Here is a 19,407-nt window from a genome sequence, read left to right as displayed (position 1 = left end):
GCGGGCAAAGGTGCGAGCTTGCGCCGTGCCCACCATCCAGCTCGCAACTTGAACATGGTGGGCGCGCTTCGCTTTGCCCAGCCTACGGCGGCGTGCCCTATGGACAGAGACCAATTCATCACCGCCGCTCTGCGCAACCCCATCAACGAAATCATCACCGAGCAATTGTTCGAGCTGGCGCTCCCCGACGCATGGCTGGTCTCCGGCTGTCTGGTACAGACGGTGTGGAACGTGCTGACCAAGCGCACGGTCGATTACGGCATCAACGATTACGACGTGTTCTATTTCGATCCCGATACGTCGTGGGAAGCCGAGGATGCTGTCATTCGGACCCTGGCGGAGCGATTTGCAAGACGCGGCATCGCGGTCGAGGCGCGCAACCAGGCGCGCGTTCATCTCTGGTACCCCGAGAAGCACGGGCTGCCCTACCCGGAGCTGCGATGCTCGGCGGAGGGTATCGACCGATTCCTCACCAAGAACACGCAGATTGGAATCCGGCGCACGCGGGATGGTTATGAGGTCTATGCGCCGAACGGCTACGACGATGTCGCCGGGATGATCGTGCGTCCGAATCCGGGTGCGAATTTTTCGGCGGCGAATTATGCAGCGAAGGCGAAGCGGTGGAAGGCGTTGTGGCCGGAGCTCACGGTGCTGCCGGCGAATGCACCGTAACAATCATCGTCCCTGCGCACGAGGGACCCATAACCACTGATCTTTGTGCTTACGAAACCTAAGGCCACAAACCAGCACACAACAAGCATTCGTGGTTATCGGTCCCCATGCGCGGGGACGACGGCGGTGGATGCGGCGCTACCTCACCACCCCCGAGGTAAACCCCGCCTTGCGGCGCGGCGGCTTAATGTCCTTCTTCAGGAAGCAGTGCGCCTCCTTGCCGGCATAGCCTGGCCGCGCATAGGTCCAGGCGCGGCATTTGTTGTCGGCGGCGCACGCGGCCTTGCAGGCGTCGTCGCCGCCATCGTCGCTCTTGAGGTCGAAGCTCTTGTAGTCGCCGCCAAATCGGTCGATCGAGGTCTCGATGGCCTCGTTACGCCGTTCGACCACGCCGGCGCCGCGCACGCCGGAGACGCAGCACTCGCCCTGCACCCGCGGCGGCACGTTGCTCTTGAGCCAGCAAACCGCGCGGCTGGTCAGGCCGGTCGGATAGTTGAAGCTCCAGGCGCGGCAGCGCCGGTCGCGCTCGCAGACAAGCGCGCATTCCGCCGGATCGCCCGAGATCACGGGCACGCTGAGATAATCGCCGCCGGGACGATCGAAATTGGCCTGCGCCAGCGCCGGGCATGCGCATACGGCCGCCGCCAAAAAGGCGAGCGTCACCACACACGCCCTGAGCAGGCGACCAGTCCTCATCTGCGGTTGCTTTCGAGTACGCGTTGCCAGCAAGGGATGACTTTCGTCGAAAAGTCGTCCCGCCCCCAGCCCTTTGATTTAGCACGATTTTTCGAATGACTGGCAGCCGGTCGTTCGGATCATGCTGCATCGAACCGTCATTTGAGCGCCATCAACCTGTACAGCGGATGAACGGCCCGAAGGCCAGGCAACCCGCTTAATCAGAACGCGTATTCCTGGTAGACCGGCTCCACGGAACCGCCCCAGGCCCCGTTGAACTTATCCAGCATCTCTTCCGCCGGCGTGCGGCCCGCTTCGAGGATGCGCTCCAGCGGTTCGAGGTGGCGGCTCTCGTCGCGGCCGGAATGGTCGACGCGGTTGCGCCGCCGCAAGCCGGCATGCGACAGCTTCAGGCATTCCTTCGCGATCTCGAACAGATAGCGGTCCTTGATCCTGGCCTTGAAGCCGAAGCGCGGCACGTCGTCGCGCAACGCCTGACGCTCCTGCGCGGTCCAGTGGCTGACCAGATCCCAGGCCGCATCGAGACTAATATTGTCGTACAGCAGGCCGACCCAGAATGCCGGCAGCGCCGGCAGCCGGCCCCACGGCACGCCGTCGGCGCCGCGCATTTCCAGATAGCGCTTGAGGCGGACTTCCGGGAAAATCGTCGACAGATGGTTGGCCCAGTCGGACAAGGTCGGACGTTCGCCGGGAAGCGAATTGTTGCGGCCCTCGAAGAAGGCGCGGAACGAGGAGCCGGCGACGTCGATATAGGTGTCACCGCGCTTGACGAAGTACATGGGAACGTCGAGCGCGTAATCGACCCAGCGCTCGAATCCCATGCCGTCCTCGAACACCCATGGCAACATGCCGGAGCGTGCATTGTCGGTGTCGCGCCAGATCTCGGAGCGGAACGACAGGAAGCCGTTGGGCTTACCTTCGGTAAACGGCGAATTAGCAAACAAAGCGGTCGCCACTGGCTGCAGCGCCAGCGACACCCGCAGCTTCTTGACCATGTCGGCTTCGGAGGAGAAGTCGAGATTGGTCTGCACGGTGCAGGTCCGGTACATCATGTCGATGCCGTATTGGCCGACCTTCGGCATGTAGTTGGTCATGATCTGGTAGCGACCCTTGGGCATCACCGGGATCTGCGAACGCGCCCAGGAGGGTGTCATGCCGAGCCCGAGAAAGCCGATTCCCAAGGGCGTCGCGATCTCGCGAACCTGCGCCAGATGCGCCATCAGCTCCGACTGGGTCTGGTGCACCGTCTCGACCGGGGCGCCCGACAATTCGAACTGCCCGCCCGGCTCCAGCGATATCGCGCCGCCCCCGGTGACGTCATAGAGGCCGATGATGTTGCCGTTCTCCATGATCGGCTCCCAGCCGAGCAAAAGCTGCATGCCTTCGAGCAGCGCGCCGATGCCGCGCGCCCCCTCGTACGGCACGGGCTGGCGGCCCTCCAGCGTGAACGGGGTTTTCTCGTGCTCGGTGCCGATGCGAAACTCGGACGGCTGCTTGATGCCGGCCTCAAACCACGCGACGAGTTCGTCACGCGATTGCAGCGGCGTCATATCGATCTGGTCACGCGCCATGAAGAAATCCGGATATCTGGCGATTCGACCGAACGCGCCGTGTGGCTGAAGGGGTGCGGACGGTGTCGCCCGCACCAACGAAACGTATCAGAGACGTCATCGCGCCGGCACGCCGTCGCGGGCAGCGGCCGCCTTGACGTCGGAGCAGGAGCAGCCCAGCCGGTCGAGCAGACCGCAAAGCTTCATGGCGTCGGCATCGGACAATTTGGAGCCGACGTGCTTTTCGATCGCCGCCGAATAGGCGCCCCACATTTTCTTCTGCAACTCGCGCCCGGCCTCGGTGATCTCCACGAACTGGCCGCGCTTGTCGATCTTGCATTCGCGCCGCGCCGCCAGGCCCTCGTCGACCAGGCGATCGATCAACCGCGAGGTGGAATATTGCGGGATCAGCATCTGCTTTTCCAGCTCCACAGGGCGCATCTCGCCGGACGGGGCCCGCGACAGCTCCAATAGCGCGTCATACCAGGCCAGCGGCGGAAAGCCCGCTTTCTTCAAATCCTGCTCGACGGCATCGAGCACCCGGCTCTGCACCCGCATCAGGCGGATCCAGGCGGCGGTCGCCTCGGTCGATGGTTTGCGTTTCATGGTCCGGTCCGTATCTGTCACAGGCTAGTGCCGCCGATTTGAAGTTCCTATACTGCCTGCCGCGAGATCGTGCAGGAACTTCAAATCTATAAGCGGCACTAGAATCACCTTTTTGCTGGTGCCCCTCTTGCTTCCGAAGTTCGCGCCGGTGGCTCCGCGAAAGCTCGCGAACCTCAGAAACGGGGACCAGTGTACCGCACTAAATGCAGCTGCATCAATCTTGACTATTCCATGCAGATGCATTTAGTCATCCCGCCAATAATGTCGAGGAAGGAAAACCCGATGAAATTGTATTATTCCCCAGGGGCCTGCTCGCTATCCCCCCATATCGCGCTTCTCGAGGCCGGTCTGGCCTATGACCTGGTCAAGGTCGACCTGCGCGCCAAGAAGCTGGAGAATGGTGACGACTTCTTGAAGGTCAACCCGAAGGGCCAGGTGCCGGTGCTGGCGCTCGATAGCGGCGAACTGGTGACCGAGGGGCCGGTCATCGTCCAGATGATCGCCGACAAGGCGGCGGACAAGAACCTCGCGCCGGCCCGCGACAGCACCGACCGCTACAAGCTGCTGGAGTGGCTGAACTTCATCACGACCGAGTTGCACAAGAATCTCGGGCCGATGTTCTCGCCGCTGCTGGCTGACGACGCCAAGACCTTCTTCAAGGACCGCGCCATGGGCAAGTTCAAGTACCTGGAAACGGCGCTTGCCGGCCGCGACTACCTGATGGGCAAGCAGTTCACCGTGGCCGACGGCTATCTGTTCACCATGCTAATGTGGGCGACCGATCGATTGAAGTTCGACCTTTCGGCCCTGCCGACCCTCCTTGCCTACAAAGCCCGTATCGCCGCGCGCCCGAAGGTGCAGGAGGCAATGACCAAGGAAGGCCTGCTGAAGGCGGCGTGAGTGAGTACTCCTTCGTCATTCCGGGATGTCCGAAGGACCAGACCCGGAATCTCGAGATTCTCAGGTGCGCAATAGCGCACCATGGTTCGATGCTTCGCATCGCCCTGGAATGACGAACATAAAAAAGGGCCGGAGATGATCCGGCCCTTATTGTTTGCGGAACATCTCACATCGTCGTCCCTGCGAACGCAGGGACCCATAGCCACAGGGAGCTGTTGCTGCAGAAGGTGTCGGCCAAGCTGCCCTATCGATAGATCACGCGGTATGGATCCCTGCGTTCGCAGGGACCACGATAGATTTGCGCGAGCGGCAGCTTACGCCGCCTGCTTCTTCGGCGGGAAGCGGCCGTAGAAGGTCTCGCCGCTGGCGGCCATGTCTTCCAGCAGTTTCGGCGGGGTGAAGCGGGAGCCATATTTGGCCTCCAGCTTGTGGCAGAGCTCGACGAACTTCCGCGTGCCCATGAAGTCGATATAGGACAGCGTGCCGCCGGTGAATGGCGCGAAGCCAAAGCCCAGGATTGAGCCGACATCGGCCTCGCGCGGGTCGGTGATGACGTGATCCTCCACCGTGCGCGCGGCTTCCACCGCCTGCACCACTAAAAAGCGCTGCTTCAATTCCTCGATGTCGATTGTGTCAGGATCGAGCTGCTTGGGCTGCAGCGCCGAGAGGCCCGGCCACAGGCTCTTCTGGCCCTTGCCCTTCTCGGGGTAATCGTAAAAGCCCTTGCTGTTCTTGCGCCCCAGACGGCCCTGCTTCTCGACCAGTTCCACCATCAGCTTTTTCTGATCCGGGTTGATGGCGTTGGGACCGAGATCGGCCTCAGTTGCCTTGATGACTTTCAGGCCGAGATCGAGCGCGACCTCATCCGACAGCGACAGAGGACCGACCGGCATGCCGGCCATCTTGGCGCAATTCTCGATCATCGCCGGCGGCACGCCTTCGAGGAACATCTCGTTGCCTTCGGCGATGTAACGGCCGACGCAACGGTTGGCGTAGAAGCCGCGGGAATCATTCACGACGATGGGGGTCTTGCCGATGATGCGCACATAATCGAGTGCGGCGGCGAGCGCCACGTCGCCAGTGTTCTTGCCGAGGATGATCTCGACCAGCATCATCTTCTCGACCGGCGAGAAGAAATGGATGCCGATGAACTTGCCCTGCTCCTTGAAGGATTCGGCAAGCGAAGTGATCGGCAACGTCGAGGTGTTGGAAGCGAAGATCGCGTCCGCCTTGAGGTACTGCTGCGCCTTGGCGAAAGTCTCGGCCTTGACCTTGCGGTCCTCGAACACGGCCTCGATGACAAGGTCACAATCCCTGAGCGCGGCGTAGTCCGCAGTCGGGGTGATGCGCACCAGCAACGCGTCGCGGTCGCCTGCCTTGGCGCGGCCCTTGGCGATCTGCTCGTCGATCACCTTCTGCGCGTGCGCCTTGCCCTTGTCGGCGCTTTCCTGGTCCCGGTCGATCAGCACGACGTCGAGACCGGCGCGGGCCGAGACGTAACCGACGCTCGCGCCCATGAAGCCGGCGCCGATCACCGCGATCTTTTTCACCTTGGTCGGCGGAACGTTTTGCGGACGCCGGGCGCCCTTATTCAGTTCCTGCATCGAGAGGAACAGGCTGCGGATCATGGCCGCGGCTTCCTTGGAGCGCAGCACTTGCGTGAAGTAGCGCGACTCGACCCGAAGCGCCGCGTCGATCGGCAATTGCAGGCCCTCATAGACGCAGCTCATGATGGCGCGCGCCGCCGGATAATTATCGTAGGTCTCGCGGCGATAGATGGCGTTACCGGCCGGGAACATCATCATGCCGGCCTTGGAGAACACCGGACCGCCCGGCAACTTGAAACCCTTTTCGTCCCAGGGCGCGACGGCCTTGCCGCCGCCCTTGATCCAGTCCTTGGCCGCCTTGATCAGATCGGCGGCCGGCACGATGGCGTGGATCAGATTGAGCGACTTGGCCTTCTCGGCCGTGACCGGATCGCCCTTGAGCAGGATCGTCATGGCGTCCTGCGGCGGCACCAAACGCGGCACGCGCTGGGTGCCGCCCGCGCCGGGGAACAGGCCGACCTTCACTTCAGGCAGGCCAAGCCGGATCTTGGGGTTCTCGGCCGCGACACGGTAGTGGCAGGACAGCGTCACCTCAAAACCGCCCCCGAGCGCCAGCCCGTTGATCGCGGCCGCCCATGGTTTGCCGCAGGTTTCGATACCGCGCAGCACCAGCGAAAAGCGCCGGCTCTGGTCGAACAGCATCTGGTTGGCGGCGACCTCACCCTTTTCCTTGAAGACTTTGGCGTATTCGTTGTTCATGCCCTCGAGCATGGAAAGATCGGCACCGGCGCAGAACGCTTCCTTGCTTGAGGTGATGACGACGCCCTTCACAGCGGCGTCGGCCGTGGTCTGCTTCAGGATCTCCTCGAGCTCGGTGGTCGAGGTCTCATCCAGCACGTTCATCGAACGTCCGGGGATGTCCCAGGTGACGAGCGCGATGCCGTCGGCGTCGGTCTCTAGCTTGAAATTCTTGAATGCCATTTTGTTGCTCCCTCGATGCCGGCGGCCGACGTCAGGCGCGGCAGTTGTGTCTCGGATTTTGTAAGGTCGGCAAAGGCGCGCTTGCCCCATGCCCACCATCGCTTGCGGAGAATTCTGTGGTGGGCACGCTTCGCTTTGCCCACCCTACGGCAGTTACACCCGTTCGATAATCGTAGCTGTCCCCATGCCGCCGCCGATGCACAGCGTCACCAGCGCGGTCGACTTGTTGGTGCGCTCCAACTCGTCGAGCACAGTTCCAAGGATCATGGCGCCCGTCGCGCCGAGCGGATGGCCGAGCGCGATCGCGCCGCCATTGACGTTGATCTTCGAATTGTCGATCTCGAACGCCTGCATGTAGCGCAGTACGACGGAGGCAAAGGCTTCGTTGAGCTCGAACAGGTCGATGTCCGACTTCTTCATGCCGGAACGCTCGAACAGCTTTTCGGTGACGTCGACCGGACCAGTCAGCATCATCGCGGGCTCCGAACCGATATTGGCGAAGGCACGGATTTTTGCGCGCGGCTTCAGGCCGTGCTTGGCACCCGCTTCCTTGCTGCCGAGCAGCACCGCGCCGGCGCCATCGACGATACCGGACGAATTGCCGGCGTGGTGGACGTAATTGACGCGCTCGATTTCAGGGTGCGACTGGATCGCAACCGCATCGAAGCCGCCCATCTGCCCGACGACGGTGAACGACGGCTGCAATTGCGCCAGCGACTGCATAGTCGTGGTCGGGCGCATGTGCTCATCCTTGGCGAGGATGGTCAGGCCGTTGACGTCCTTGACCGGCACCACCGACTTGTTGAAGCGGCCTTCGTCCCAGGCCTTTGCGGCGCGTTGCTGGCTCTGCACGGCATAAGCGTCGACGTCGTCGCGCGAAAAACCGTATTTGGTGGCGATCAGATCGGCCGAGACGCCCTGCGGCATGAAATAGGCCGGCACCGCCATCGAAGGATCCATCGGCCAGGCGCCGCCGGAGGCGCCGATGCCGACGCGGCTCATCGATTCGGCGCCGCCGCCGATCACGAGTTCATGCTGGCCGGCCATGATCTGGGCGGCAGCAAAATTCACGGCGTCGAGGCCGGAGGCACAAAAACGGCTGATCTGCACCCCGGGGACGGCTTCGCCGAGACCCGCCTTGATCGCCGCAAAGCGTGCGATGTCGCTTCCGGCCTCGCCGACGGGATCGACCACGCCGAGGATGACGTCGTCGACGGAATCTTCCGGCAGGTTGTTGCGCTCCTTCAGCGCCTGCAGCGGCACGGTCGCCAACGCCAGCGCGGTGACCTCGTGGAGTGCGCCATCGGCCTTGCCGCGGCCGCGCGGGGTGCGAACGTGATCGTAGATATATGCCTCAGGCATGACGCCCTCCTGGTATGAGGATCATAATATTATAGGCAGATCGAACGGGAAACGTCGAAAAATCAGAACGCTTCCGCCGCCAATTCCATGGTGGTGGCGCATCCGGTCTGGATCCGCGCAAGATGGACCAAGGTTTCCGGCAACATCCGCTCCATGAAGAAGCGGCCGGTCACCAGCTTGGTGCTGAGATAGGGGGTTGCGCCACTGGCCGCAATCTTGTCCTGCGCCACCTTTGCCATCCGCGCCCACATGTAGGCGAAGGCGACGAGGCCGAACAATTGCATGTAATCGGTGGCGGCGGCACCGGCATTGTCGGGTTTTGTCAGCGCGTTCTGCATCAGCCAGCCGGTGGCCTGTTGCAAATGGCCGAGCGCGGTCGAGAGCGGCGCAACGAACGGCTTCATCGCCTCGTCGCCGCCGTGCTCCTTGGCGAAGGAGCCCACTTCGGCAAAGAACGCCATCACGGCGCGGCCGCCGTTCCGCGGCAGCTTGCGGCCGACCAGATCGAGCGCCTGGATGCCATTGGCGCCCTCATAGAGCATGGCGATGCGCGCATCGCGCACGAACTGCTCCATGCCGTGTTCGGCGATATAGCCGTGGCCGCCATACATCTGCTGTGCCAGCACCGCATTGGAGAATCCGACGTCGGTCATCACGCCCTTCATGACCGGCGTCATCAGGCCCATATGGTCGTCGGCGGCCTCTCGATCCTTCGGGTCCGAGGAGCGATGGGCGACGTCGCTCTTCAGCGCGGTCCACACCACCATGGCGCGCGCCGCCTCGTTGAAGGCGCGGATGGTGAGCAGCACGCGGCGAACATCCGGATGCACAATGATTGGATCGGCCGGCTTCTCAGGCTCCTTGGCACCCGTGAGTGAGCGGCCCTGCAGGCGCTCGCGCGCGTAGGCGACGGCGTTCTGATAGGCGACCTCAGATTGTGCGAGGCCCTGCACGGCGACGCCGAGGCGGGCCTCGTTCATCATCACGAACATGCCCTGCATGCCCTTGTTCTCTTCGCCGATCAGCCAGCCGGTGGCGTTGTCGTAGTTCATAACGCAGGTGGAATTGCCGTGAATGCCCATCTTGTGCTCGATCGAGCCGCAGGACACGCCGTTGCGCGCGCCCAGCGAGCCGTCAGCATTGACCAGCACCTTCGGCACCACGAACAGCGACACGCCCTTGATGCCGGCGGGAGCGCCTTCGATGCGCGCCAGCACCAGATGGATGATGTTCTCGGCGAGGTCGTGCTCGCCCGACGAGATGAATATCTTGGTGCCTGATATCTTGTAGCTGCCGTCTGCCTGCTTGACCGCCTTGGTGCGCAACAGGCCGAGGTCCGTGCCGCATTGCGGCTCCGTGAGATTCATGGTGCCGGTCCACTCGCCCGCCACCATCTTCGGCACGAACATCTTCTTCTGCTCGGGCTTGCCGTGCACCAAGAGCGCCGCGGTCGCGCCCATGGTCAGGCCGCCATACATCGAGAACGCCATGTTGGCCGCGCTCTGGAATTCGGTAACCACCTGACTCAGCGTCACCGGCAGCCCCTGCCCGCCATATTCCGCCGGAGCCGACAGACCGAGCCAGCCGCCTTCGGCCACCTGCTTGAATGCCTCCTTGAACCCTTTCGGCGTCGTCACCGAGCCGTCGTCATGCCGCTTGCAGCCTTCGAGATCGCCGACACGGTTGAGCGGCTGCAGCACCTCTTCGGAAAGTTTTGCGGCTTCGCCCAAAATCGCCTCGCGCACATCGACGGAGGCGTCGGTGAAGCCGGGCAAATTGTCGTAGCGATCGATCTGGAACACGTCGTTGAGCAGGAAGGTGACGTCTTCCACAGGGGCTTTGTAGATCGGCATGATGTTCTCCCGGCAAGGGCAAAAAGGTGGCGAAGGCGTTTGAATGAAATTCATCGTGGCGGTCCCGGAACGAGACCTTATCGCGTTCCGGCAGTCCTAGGGAGTGAGCGGGGCCAGCAAATATCCGGACAGCCATTGCGCCATAACGGCGCCGGAGGTTGCGGGCCTTCACTGCTTGGCGAGTTGCTCCCCCATCAAGCGGTGCAGCAGATTGATTCCCTTCAGCGGACGGACCATCACCTTGAAGTGCGTGATCTTACCGTCATCGCTGAAGGTGATGATGTCGACGCCGTTGATCTTGATGCCCTCGATCTCGCTTTCGAATTCGAGGACCGCGCCGTTCGAGCTGCGCCATTCGCCTGTGTATTTGAAGCCGGGACCGCCGAGCACCTTCTCGGCGCTCGCCAGATATTTGAAGGTGATGTCGCGTCCGCGCTGCGGCGTGTGGACAACGGGGCTTTCGAAGATCGCGTCCGGATGCAACAGATCCCACAGCGCCGCGGTGTCATGGGACTTCATGTAGCCGTACCACTTGTCGAGGCCGCTCATGGTCATCATGTTTCCTGTGCGGGCGATGACGGGCTGGGCACCGGGGAATGGACCTCTCTCCGGCTTATGCGCGTTGACGCATATGCAACTTTATGCATAATGTCAAATCACAATAAATGCGGGAGGCTGGCGTCTTGGCGCTTGGTGACGCGATCCTTGCCTGTCTGACCGAACGTCCGATGACGGGCTACGAGCTCGCCAAGACATTCGACAACTCCATTGGATTCTTCTGGAAGGCCGACCACCAGCAGATTTATCGCGAGCTCACCAAGCTTCGCGACCGCGGCCACATCCAGGGCCGCGAGGTGGTGCAGTCCGGCAAGCCCAACAAGCTGGTCTATACGCTTACGCCGGAGGGCCGCGCCGCGCTCCGGCACTGGGCGGCGCGGCCGAGCGTTCCGGCCTCGATCAAGGACGACCTGCTGGTCCGGCTCTATGCGCTAGACAATGTCGACGTCGAACCGTTGCGCACCGACCTGATGGCGCGGCTGGAACATCACCGCGACCGTTTCGCCCGCTACGAACGCCTGCTCAACAAGCGATTCCCGGACGGCACGGCGCCGCCGGCCGACGTCGGCAAATTGCTCGGACTTCGCATCGGCCTGAGCCACGAGCGCGCCGTGGCGGAATGGTGCGAAGAGGCGATCGAGGCATTGTCCGCGCTGTCCTCCGGAGCGGAGCGGAGCAACATCGTATCCATCGAGGACAACAAGCGCGAAAACAACGTCTAACGCCGGCCGATTTGGCCTCCTGGTAACTTTTGGGGCCGTCGGTCCCATTCCTTAACCCGTTCTTTACCGTAACCGGAAAAAGTCAGTTCCGAGGCAGGCGACCTGCGCGAAAATACGATTGTCTCTTCGGTGGGACGCGCGGGGAGGTTGATGGCGCAGGTGGGGCGCCGTAGCGGAACCGGACGAGAGCATGAATTCGCGCGTATCGTGGAGTGTTGACGGCATCGATCCATCCATCCGCGACAGGGCTGAGGCGGCTGCGCGCCGCGCCGGCATGTCACTGAACGACTGGCTCAATTCCACCATCGGCGAACCGGCCCCGCCGAGTTTCGGCGCGCCTTCCGACAGGGCATCGGCGATGCCGAGCCGGCAGATCCCCGATGTTGCCGACATTCACCAGCGGCTGGACTCAATCACAAAGCAGATCGAGCAGATTTCGCGGCCTGCAGCCCGCGGCGAAGCCGTCCGCGGCGAGCCGACGGTGGCCCGCCAGCTCAACGAAGCCATTTCGCGTCTCGATGCGCGGCTGTCTCAGATTTCGAATCCCGCGCCGGCGCGTCAAGCCCAGATGCAGGAAAGGCAGCGTCAGACCGAGATGGTCGAGCGTGCAGCAGCCCAGGTCTATCGTCCCGCGCCGCCGCTCAGCCAGGCGTCGATGGATTTTGCGATCGCCGAAATCGCCGCGCGCCAGAACGAACTCGACAGCCCGCCGCCGCGCCAGGTCCCGCCGCGCTATGCCGCGCCGACGGCTTCGGCCGCCCAGCCTCATTCTGCGCAGCCCGCGCCTGCAGGGCCGGACTTTTCTTCGCTCGAACAGCACCTGATCAAGATCACGAGCCAGATCGAGGCGCTGCAGCGTCCCGACCATATCGAGCAGTCGATCGCGGCATTCCGCAGCGAACTTGCCGAAATCCGTCAGGCCATCACTGAGGCGGTGCCGCGCCGGGAGATCGAATCGCTCGAGAACGAAATCCGCTCGCTGTCCCGCCGCATCGACGATAACAGACACAACAGCACCGACGGCCAGATGCTGGCCAATATCGAGCGCGCCCTCGGCGAAATCCGCGAAGCGCTGCGCTCGCTAACGCCGGCCGAGCAGCTCACCGGCTATGACGAGGCGATCCGCAACCTCGGCGCCAAGCTCGACCTGATCCTGCGCTCGAACGACGATCCGTCGACGGTGCAGCAGCTCGAAAGCGCGATCGCAGCGCTGCGCGGAATCGTCTCCAACGTCGCCTCCAACGACGCGCTGGCCCGGCTCGCCGACGACGTGCATACGCTGTCGGCCAAGGTCGACCAGCTTTCCCGCTTCGACGGCAACAGCGATGCCTTCGGGCTTCTCGAACAGCGCTTGGCCGCGCTGACCTCGACGCTGGAATCCCGGCAGCCGCCGGCCGCAAGCGAGAATTCGGAATATGTCGAAAACGCGCTGCGCTCGCTGTCGGAGCGGCTCGACCGCATGCCGGTCGGCAACGACAATGCGTCGGCATTTGCTCATCTCGAACAGCGCGTCTCGTATCTGCTGGAGCGCCTGGAAGCCTCCAACGATCGTTCCGCCGCACCCAGCATCGACCTCGGACGGGTCGAGGAAGGCCTGCACGACATTCTGCGTTCTCTCGAACGTCAGCACGCCAGCCTGGTCGCACTCGCCGATTCCAACCGCAATTCCGGCAGCGCGGCAGCACCGACGGACGCCGGCATCGTCGATCTGGTCAAGCGCGAACTGTCCGACATCCGCTTCAGCCAGTCGGAAACCGACCGCCGCACCCAGGACTCGCTGGAGACCGTTCACAACACGCTCGGCCATGTGGTCGATCGCCTGTCGACGATTGAAGGCGATCTGCGCGGGGTTCGCGCCGCGCCGGCCGCGCCACAGCCCGCCCGGGCGCCGCTAGAGGCTCGCGACGAGGCCCCGCGCGCGGCGACGCCGCCGCAGGCCTTTACGCCGCCCCTGGCGCAGCCCTCGACGCAGTCTGTGATGCAGCCTTTGGCGCCGCCGAAACCGGAATTGCCGAATCCGGCTGCGCTGCAAGAATATCCTCAAGGACATTTCGACGCCGCCCCGCGCGAATTCCATGCCGTGCAGCCGGCCGCGCCGGTCGCGCCGCCATTGCCGCCGCGGGCGATCAGCGAAATCCTGGAGCCGCATGCATCAGCACCGCGCGCGGCGATCGCGCCGGAATTGCCGCCGGATCATCCGCTCGAGCCGGGCACGCGGCCGCCCGCGCGCATGTCTTCGCCGTCGGAACGGATCGCTGCTTCCCAAAACGCGATCAGCGAGATTGCGTCCGGGCCGAAGGAGCCGGTCAGTTCGTCGAGCTTCATTGCCGCCGCGCGACGCGCCGCGCAGGCCGCAGCCGCGGCGCCCCCGCCCGAGAAAGCCGGACGTTCGGCTGCGAAGGCCGTGCTCAAGGACAAGGGCGGCGACAAGGCCAAGGCCGACGACAAGAACGCCTCGAACATTTCCTCCAAGATCCGCTCGCTGCTGGTCGGCGCGAGCGTGGTCGTGATCGTGCTCGGCACCTTCAAGATGGCGATGACGCTGCTCGATAGCGGCAGCGTGCTGCAACTGCCGATGATGGAGCAGTCCAGCGAGCCGACCCCACCGGCGCAGGCCCCCGCACCGGCGGAGAGCAGCTCGAGGCCCGCACCCGCAATGCCCGCGGCACCGGCGCCCTCGATGATCTCGCCGACGCCGGTTGAGAAGCAGTCGAACAATTCTTCCGCACCGAACACGCTGGACGGCGCGCGGATCGTGGTCCCGCCGCAGGCCGCGGCATCCCCGGTTGCGGCCAGCGATATCACCGGCGCGATTCAGGCGATGCCGGCCGGCGGCGGCAAGCTTGCGATGATCGCGGTGCCGCCGAGCGAGCGGTTGCCTGACGGTATCGGCGGCCCGGTGCTGCGTGCCGCCGCGCTGAAAGGCGATCCGACCGCGGCTTACGAGGTCGGCGTGCGCTTTGCCGAAGGCAAGGGCGTCGCCCCCAATCTCGACGAGGCTGCCAAATGGTACGACCGCGCGGCGCAGGCCGGCGTGGTGCCAGCGCTGTTCCGGCTCGGCACCTTCTACGAGAAGGGCCTGAGCGTGAAAAAGGACGTCGATATCGCGCGGCGTTATTACCTGCAGGCGGCCGAACGCGGCAGCGCCAAGGCGATGCATAATCTGGCCGTGCTCGATGCCGATGGCGGTGGCAAAGGCGCCAATTACAAGAGCGCGTCGCTCTGGTTCCGCAAAGCCGCCGATCGCGGCGTCGCCGACAGCCAGTTCAACCTCGGCATTCTCTATGCCCGCGGCATCGGCGTTGAACAGAACCTCGCCGAATCCTTCAAATGGTTCAGCCTCGCAGCCGCGCAGGGTGATGCCGATGCCGGCCGCAAGCGCGACGATATCGCCAAGCGCCTCGACGCTCAGTCGCTGGCGGCAGCGAGGCTCGCGATCCAGACCTTCACCGTGGAGCCGCAGCCCGAAGAGGCCGTCAACGTGGCATTACCCGCCGGCGGCTGGGATTCAGCGCCCGCAGCGGCCCCCGGCAAGCCCGCCGCCAAGCCGGCTGCGACCAAGCGCACCGCCGCCGTTCACTAAGACTGGTTGCGATGCCGCGGCCTCGCCGCCATATCCTCATCCATATCTATAATGGTTCGGGTCAGCCTGATCCTGAACGGGTCCGGCTTGCGAAGAGGATCGATTGTCAGCCGACGACAGCCAGGACGGGGAAAATCGTTTCCGCAGCTCGCCGACGGGCCCTGCGGTCGCGCCGCCGCGCATACCGCCCGGTCAGACGCCGGCGCCGCCGGTCCGGGCGCCCCGCCGTAGACGGCATTTCTGGTCGATCGCGATCTTCATCCTGCTGGTTTCCGGTGTCTGCATTCGCGCCTACCGGGACCTGTCGCAGCCGGAGGCCTGGCATTACTGGAAGGACCAGTACGTATCGCCAAGCCTTACATCGGAGGTGATCGATAGGCTCCACCTCGACGGTTCGAGCCGGGCGCGCCGCGCCCTATTGGTCAGCGGGACAATCGGCCCCGCCGCGGCGAGTTGGTTTCGTAGCAGGCTGGACCAGGCCAATCTCGCGCCCGGTGACATCGTCCTGTTGGCCTCTCCCGGCGGTGATCTGAACCAGGCCGTGATCATGGGCGAGATCATCCGGTCGCGGGGGCTAGCGACCGCGGTCGGCAGCGCCGACGCTTCGGGCCGCATCAAGCCCGGTTACTGCGCCAGCGCCTGCGTGCTGGCCTATGCCGGAGGCAAGACTCGCTTCGGCGTGTTGGGCTCGGCACTGGGCGTTCATCGGTTTGTCACAACCAGGCCCGTGAACGACCCCGTCGCAGAGGCCCAGCGGATATCAGGCGCGGTGTTGGGCTATATGACCAAAATGGGGGTTTCATCCTCGATCGTGGAAGCGATGTCCGAGACCCGGGACATTCGCTGGCTCAGTCCCAAGCAGGCCTTGGCGATGAACCTCGTCACCGACTCGCTCGGAACGCCCTGAGTCTGCGGTCGCCGAGTGGGGTCGCGTACGGCAAAAATTTGCCTTGCCGGCCATTTTTAGTCCCTCATCCTTCCGAATTCAGTTAAGCAAAGGCGCGGGAACCGGCCCTGCGCACGCAAAGGTGCATGGGCGAACCGGATTCCACTGCCGGCAAAATACAAGACAAACCATGCCCCGAGCGGCCCCTCGGCCGTCTCTTGCGGCAAAGCTACAAAAAGCAGACGCACGTGCAGCTCTACCTCCCGATCGCCGACATTCCGGTCAATATTTTCCTCATCCTGGCGATGGGCGCGGCGGTCGGGTTCGTCTCCGGCATGTTCGGGATCGGCGGCGGCTTCCTGATGACGCCGCTGTTGATCTTCGTCGGCATTGCGCCCGCGGTCGCGGTCGCTTCCGTCGCCAGCCACATAGCGGCGTCGTCGTTCTCCGGCGCGATATCCTACTGGCGGCGGCGCGCCATCGATCCGGTCCTGGCGTTGGTGCTGCTGAGCGGCGGCAGTTTGGGTACGGCGCTAGGGGTCTGGACCTTCACGCTGCTACGCTCGCTCGGTCAGCTCGATCTCATGATCGCGATGTCCTACGTGATCCTGCTGACCACCGTCGGCGGCCTGATGTTCTGGGAAGGCCTGCGGGCGCTGCTAAGGGCCCGCCGCGGCGGTCCAGTCACCACGCGCCGCCCGGGCAGCCATGTCTGGATTCATGGCCTGCCGTTGAAGATGCGCTTCAAGCGTTCGAAAATCTATCTGTCCATCATTCCGGTCGTCGTGATCGGTTTGGTCATCGGCTTTATCGGCGCCGTGATGGGCATCGGCGGCGGCTTCATCCTGGTGCCGCTGTTGATCTACGTTCTGCGGGTGCCGACCTCGACCGTGATCGGCACCTCGATGGTGCTCACCCTCGTCACGATGGTGTTCGCCACCATGCTGCATGCCGTCACCAATCATCTGGTCGATGCCGTGCTGGCGCTGATCCTGATGGTCGGCGGTGTCACCGGCGCCCAGTTCGGCGCCCGCGCCGGGCAGAAAATCCGCGGCGAACATTTGCGGCTGCTGCTCGGTCTGTTGGTACTCGCCGTCGGCGTCCGTTTTGCCGTCGAGCTGGTGATCCGGCCTGAGGATCTCTTCACGATCAGGGAAACCGGAGGCGGCGGATGACCGCGCGCCTCCTCATCCTCGCAGTCCTTGCGCTTGGCGCGGTGCTCGCGGCCCCGCCCGCGCAGGCGGAGCGGCTGATCGTGTCGGTATCGAACCATCGCGTCACCGTGACGCCGAACTATTCCGGCGAGGAACTGGTGTTGTTCGGGTCGGTGGAAAAAGATGCCACCACGCCGCCCGGCCGCAATTACGACCTGGTGGTGACGGTTGCCGGCCCGCGCGCCGACATGGTGACGCGCCGCAAGGAGCGCCGGTTCGGGATCTGGATCAACACCGACTCCCGGCAGTTCCTCAAAGTGCCGACCTACCTGGCGCTGTTTTCCAACCGCCCGTTCGACGCCATCGCCTCGCCCGAGGTGCAGCGGCGGCAGCAGCTCGGGCTCAACAACGTGCTGCTGACCCAGCGCGTCGGCCCCGACTACGCCGACGTCGTGCCGGACGATGCGTTCCGCAGCGCCTTTGTGCGGCTCCGCAAGCAGCATGGTCTTTATCGCGAGGAGACCTCGGCGGTGACGTTCCTGACGCCGACACTGTTTCGCACCGGCATTCCCCTGCCTGCAGAGGTGCCGATCGGCACCTATTCGGTCGAGATCAAGCTGTTCGCCGACGGCGCACTGGTGGCCAAGACGGACAGCGCGTTCGAGATCGTCAAGGTCGGCTTCGAACAGTTCGTTGCGACCACGGCGCGCCAGAACGGTTTTGTCTACGGGCTCGTCACCGCGTTCATGGCGCTGATGACAGGATGGATGGCCTCGATCGTGTTTAGGAAGGATTGAGGCTAGCCCCTCACGGTGAGGAGCGCATGTTCGCGCGTCTCGAACCATCAGGCCCGTAGCCCATCCTTCGGGACGCCGCTGCGCGGCTCCTCAGAATGAGGTCGGAGTGTGTGGCTCGATTACTTGCTACCGGCAAAAAACCCCACGCCCATCGCCACGACACTCAGCGTCATCGCCACCGTCGACAGCCATCCTAGCCAATAGAGCGGCCCCTTGATGACGTAGCGGTCCATCACATCCCTGCGCCGCGCCGTGAACATCAGCAAAACCATTACGGGCACGGCGAGCACGCCGTTGATAACCGCGCTCCAGTACAGCGCCGAGATCGGGTTGATCGGCGTGAAGTTCAACGCGATGCCTATGCCAGCCGAGAGCGCCAGCACCGCGTAGAAGGCGGCGGCGGCCTTGGGCTTGCGCGCGAGCCCGACCGGCCATCGCCGTCCCTCCCCGACGGCATAGGCCGCGGCGCCGGCGAGCACCGGAATTGCCAGCAGTCCTGTGCCGATGATGCCGAGCGCAAAAATCGTTTCAGCGAAGGCACCGGCAATCGGACGCAGGGCTTCAGCCGCGTCCGCCGAGCTCCGGATATCGGTCTTCCCGGCCGCATGCAGCGTCGCCGCGGCGGTTACGATGATCGACAATGCGATCAAATTGGAGAACGCCATCCCGACGATGGTGTCGGCGCGAATGCGGTTGAATTCCTTCTGCGCGCCATAATGCTTTTCGACCAGCGGCCGCTTGGTCGAATCGACGCGCTGGTCCTCGGCTTCCTGCGACGCCTGCCAGAAGAACAGATAGGGCGAAATCGTGGTGCCGAAGATGGCGACGATGGTGGTGAAATAATCGACACTCCAGCTCGGACGCGGAACGAGAACGCCGGCGAGCGCGTCGCCCCACGAAATCTTGGCAAAGGCGAGCGCGGCGACATAGGCGAACAGGCTGAGCGTCAGCCATTTCAGCACCGACACGTAGCGTCTGTAGTCGAGGAAGATCTGCGCTGCGACCGAGGTCACGCCGAACAGCACCACATAAACGATGCTGTGGCCGCCGATCAGCAACTTGGTCGCATCCGCCATGGCGCCGAGGTCGGCGCCGATGTTGATGGTGTTGGCGGCGAACAGCATTGCCACCACCACATTGAGCAACCATGGCGAATAATGCCGGCACACATTGCCCGCGATACCATGCCCGGTGACGCGGCCGACGCGCGCGGAGATTTCCTGGATCCCCGCCATCAGCGGAAACGTCAACAGCATGGTCCAGCCGATGCCGTAACCGAGCTGCGCCCCAGCCTCGCTGTAGGTACCGATCCCGGACGGATCGTCGTCGGACGCCCCGGTGATCAGGCCAGGCCCGAGCGCTTTCAGCGCGTCACGGAAGCGAAACGGCCGTGCGGCCCCGGCCTTTGCAGCCGCCTTCGCATCGCCAGAGTTCGTACGCTTGGGATACTTCCTGTTCGACCGGGTACGATTTGCCATGCCAGCGATCCACCGCAGCAACAACGAAGCTGACGGGAACAGGTTCCAGGCAAGGAACCTGT

The 19,407-nt window shown here is 63.8% G+C and carries 15 protein-coding genes; 7 read left to right on the top strand and 8 right to left on the bottom strand.

Annotated features, from left to right (window positions below):
* Positions 1-99 precede the first annotated feature (99 nt).
* Positions 100-672: a nucleotidyltransferase family protein gene (locus HCN58_RS10775; RefSeq protein WP_171579310.1), complete on the top strand. Its 573-nt coding sequence runs from the start codon at positions 100-102 to the stop codon at positions 670-672.
* A 138-nt stretch (positions 673-810) separates the two neighbouring features.
* Here HCN58_RS10775 and HCN58_RS10770 read toward each other — a convergent pair whose 3' ends face one another.
* The 3 genes from HCN58_RS10770 to HCN58_RS10760 form a co-directional block, all read right to left on the bottom strand.
* Positions 811-1,368, bottom strand: coding sequence for a PAN domain-containing protein (locus tag HCN58_RS10770; RefSeq protein ID WP_171579309.1), 558 nt, complete (start codon positions 1,366-1,368; stop codon positions 811-813).
* 200 nt (positions 1,369-1,568) lie between these two features.
* Positions 1,569-2,939, bottom strand: coding sequence for a glutamate--cysteine ligase (locus HCN58_RS10765; RefSeq protein WP_171579308.1), 1,371 nt, complete (start codon positions 2,937-2,939; stop codon positions 1,569-1,571).
* Positions 2,940-3,035: 96 nt separating this feature from the next.
* The gene (locus HCN58_RS10760) at positions 3,036-3,524 is read right to left on the bottom strand and encodes a MarR family winged helix-turn-helix transcriptional regulator (RefSeq protein ID WP_028348008.1); all 489 of its coding nucleotides are present in this window, start codon (positions 3,522-3,524) and stop codon (positions 3,036-3,038) included.
* A 282-nt stretch (positions 3,525-3,806) separates the two neighbouring features.
* On the opposite strand from HCN58_RS10760, the gene gstA reads away from it, so the two are divergent.
* Positions 3,807-4,424, top strand: coding sequence for a glutathione transferase GstA (gene gstA, locus HCN58_RS10755; RefSeq protein WP_171579307.1), 618 nt, complete (start codon positions 3,807-3,809; stop codon positions 4,422-4,424).
* Between the two features lie 314 nt (positions 4,425-4,738).
* On the opposite strand, the gene HCN58_RS10750 is transcribed toward gstA, so the two are convergent.
* The 4 genes from HCN58_RS10750 to HCN58_RS10735 all read right to left on the bottom strand — a co-directional run bounded on the left by HCN58_RS10750 (position 4,739) and on the right by HCN58_RS10735 (position 10,722).
* The gene (locus tag HCN58_RS10750; RefSeq protein WP_171579306.1) at positions 4,739-6,952 is read right to left on the bottom strand and encodes an FAD-dependent oxidoreductase; all 2,214 of its coding nucleotides are present in this window, start codon (positions 6,950-6,952) and stop codon (positions 4,739-4,741) included.
* A gap of 153 nt (positions 6,953-7,105) precedes the next feature.
* Complete coding sequence (locus HCN58_RS10745) at positions 7,106-8,314, bottom strand: acetyl-CoA C-acetyltransferase (protein WP_171579305.1); 1,209 nt, start codon at positions 8,312-8,314, stop codon at positions 7,106-7,108.
* Between the two features lie 62 nt (positions 8,315-8,376).
* Positions 8,377-10,167 (bottom strand): acyl-CoA dehydrogenase C-terminal domain-containing protein, encoded by a 1,791-nt coding sequence (locus HCN58_RS10740; protein ID WP_171579304.1) that lies wholly within the window; start codon positions 10,165-10,167, stop codon positions 8,377-8,379.
* A gap of 168 nt (positions 10,168-10,335) precedes the next feature.
* Positions 10,336-10,722, bottom strand: a complete 387-nt coding sequence (locus HCN58_RS10735) for a nuclear transport factor 2 family protein (RefSeq protein ID WP_171579303.1) — start codon at positions 10,720-10,722, stop codon at positions 10,336-10,338.
* Positions 10,723-10,850: 128 nt separating this feature from the next.
* On the opposite strand from HCN58_RS10735, the gene HCN58_RS10730 reads away from it, so the two are divergent.
* The 5 genes from HCN58_RS10730 to HCN58_RS10710 all read left to right on the top strand — a co-directional run bounded on the left by HCN58_RS10730 (position 10,851) and on the right by HCN58_RS10710 (position 17,867).
* Entirely contained in the window at positions 10,851-11,447 is a 597-nt protein-coding gene (locus HCN58_RS10730; protein ID WP_171579302.1) for a PadR family transcriptional regulator, read from the top strand.
* Positions 11,448-11,637: 190 nt separating this feature from the next.
* Positions 11,638-15,030 carry a tetratricopeptide repeat protein gene (locus HCN58_RS10725; RefSeq protein WP_171579301.1) on the top strand — a complete coding sequence of 1,131 codons (3,393 nt, stop codon included), beginning with the start codon at positions 11,638-11,640 and terminating at the stop codon, positions 15,028-15,030.
* 103 nt (positions 15,031-15,133) lie between these two features.
* On the top strand, positions 15,134-15,937 hold the full coding sequence (locus HCN58_RS10720) for a COG3904 family protein (protein WP_171579300.1): 804 nt from the start codon (positions 15,134-15,136) through the stop codon (positions 15,935-15,937).
* 227 nt (positions 15,938-16,164) lie between these two features.
* The gene (locus tag HCN58_RS10715; protein ID WP_171579299.1) at positions 16,165-17,091 is read left to right on the top strand and encodes a sulfite exporter TauE/SafE family protein; all 927 of its coding nucleotides are present in this window, start codon (positions 16,165-16,167) and stop codon (positions 17,089-17,091) included.
* Positions 17,088-17,867: a TIGR02186 family protein gene (locus HCN58_RS10710; RefSeq protein WP_171579298.1), complete on the top strand. Its 780-nt coding sequence runs from the start codon at positions 17,088-17,090 to the stop codon at positions 17,865-17,867. Before HCN58_RS10715 ends, HCN58_RS10710 begins: the two co-directional genes overlap by 4 nt.
* Before the next feature lie 119 nt (positions 17,868-17,986).
* Here HCN58_RS10710 and HCN58_RS10705 read toward each other — a convergent pair whose 3' ends face one another.
* Complete coding sequence (locus HCN58_RS10705; RefSeq protein WP_171579297.1) at positions 17,987-19,345, bottom strand: NRAMP family divalent metal transporter; 1,359 nt, start codon at positions 19,343-19,345, stop codon at positions 17,987-17,989.
* Positions 19,346-19,407 lie beyond the last annotated feature (62 nt).

The sequence above is a fragment of the Bradyrhizobium australiense genome, assembly GCF_013114825.1.
GTDB classification, from domain to species: domain Bacteria; phylum Pseudomonadota; class Alphaproteobacteria; order Rhizobiales; family Xanthobacteraceae; genus Bradyrhizobium; species Bradyrhizobium australiense.
This window is presented reverse-complemented; position numbering and strand designations above follow the sequence as displayed.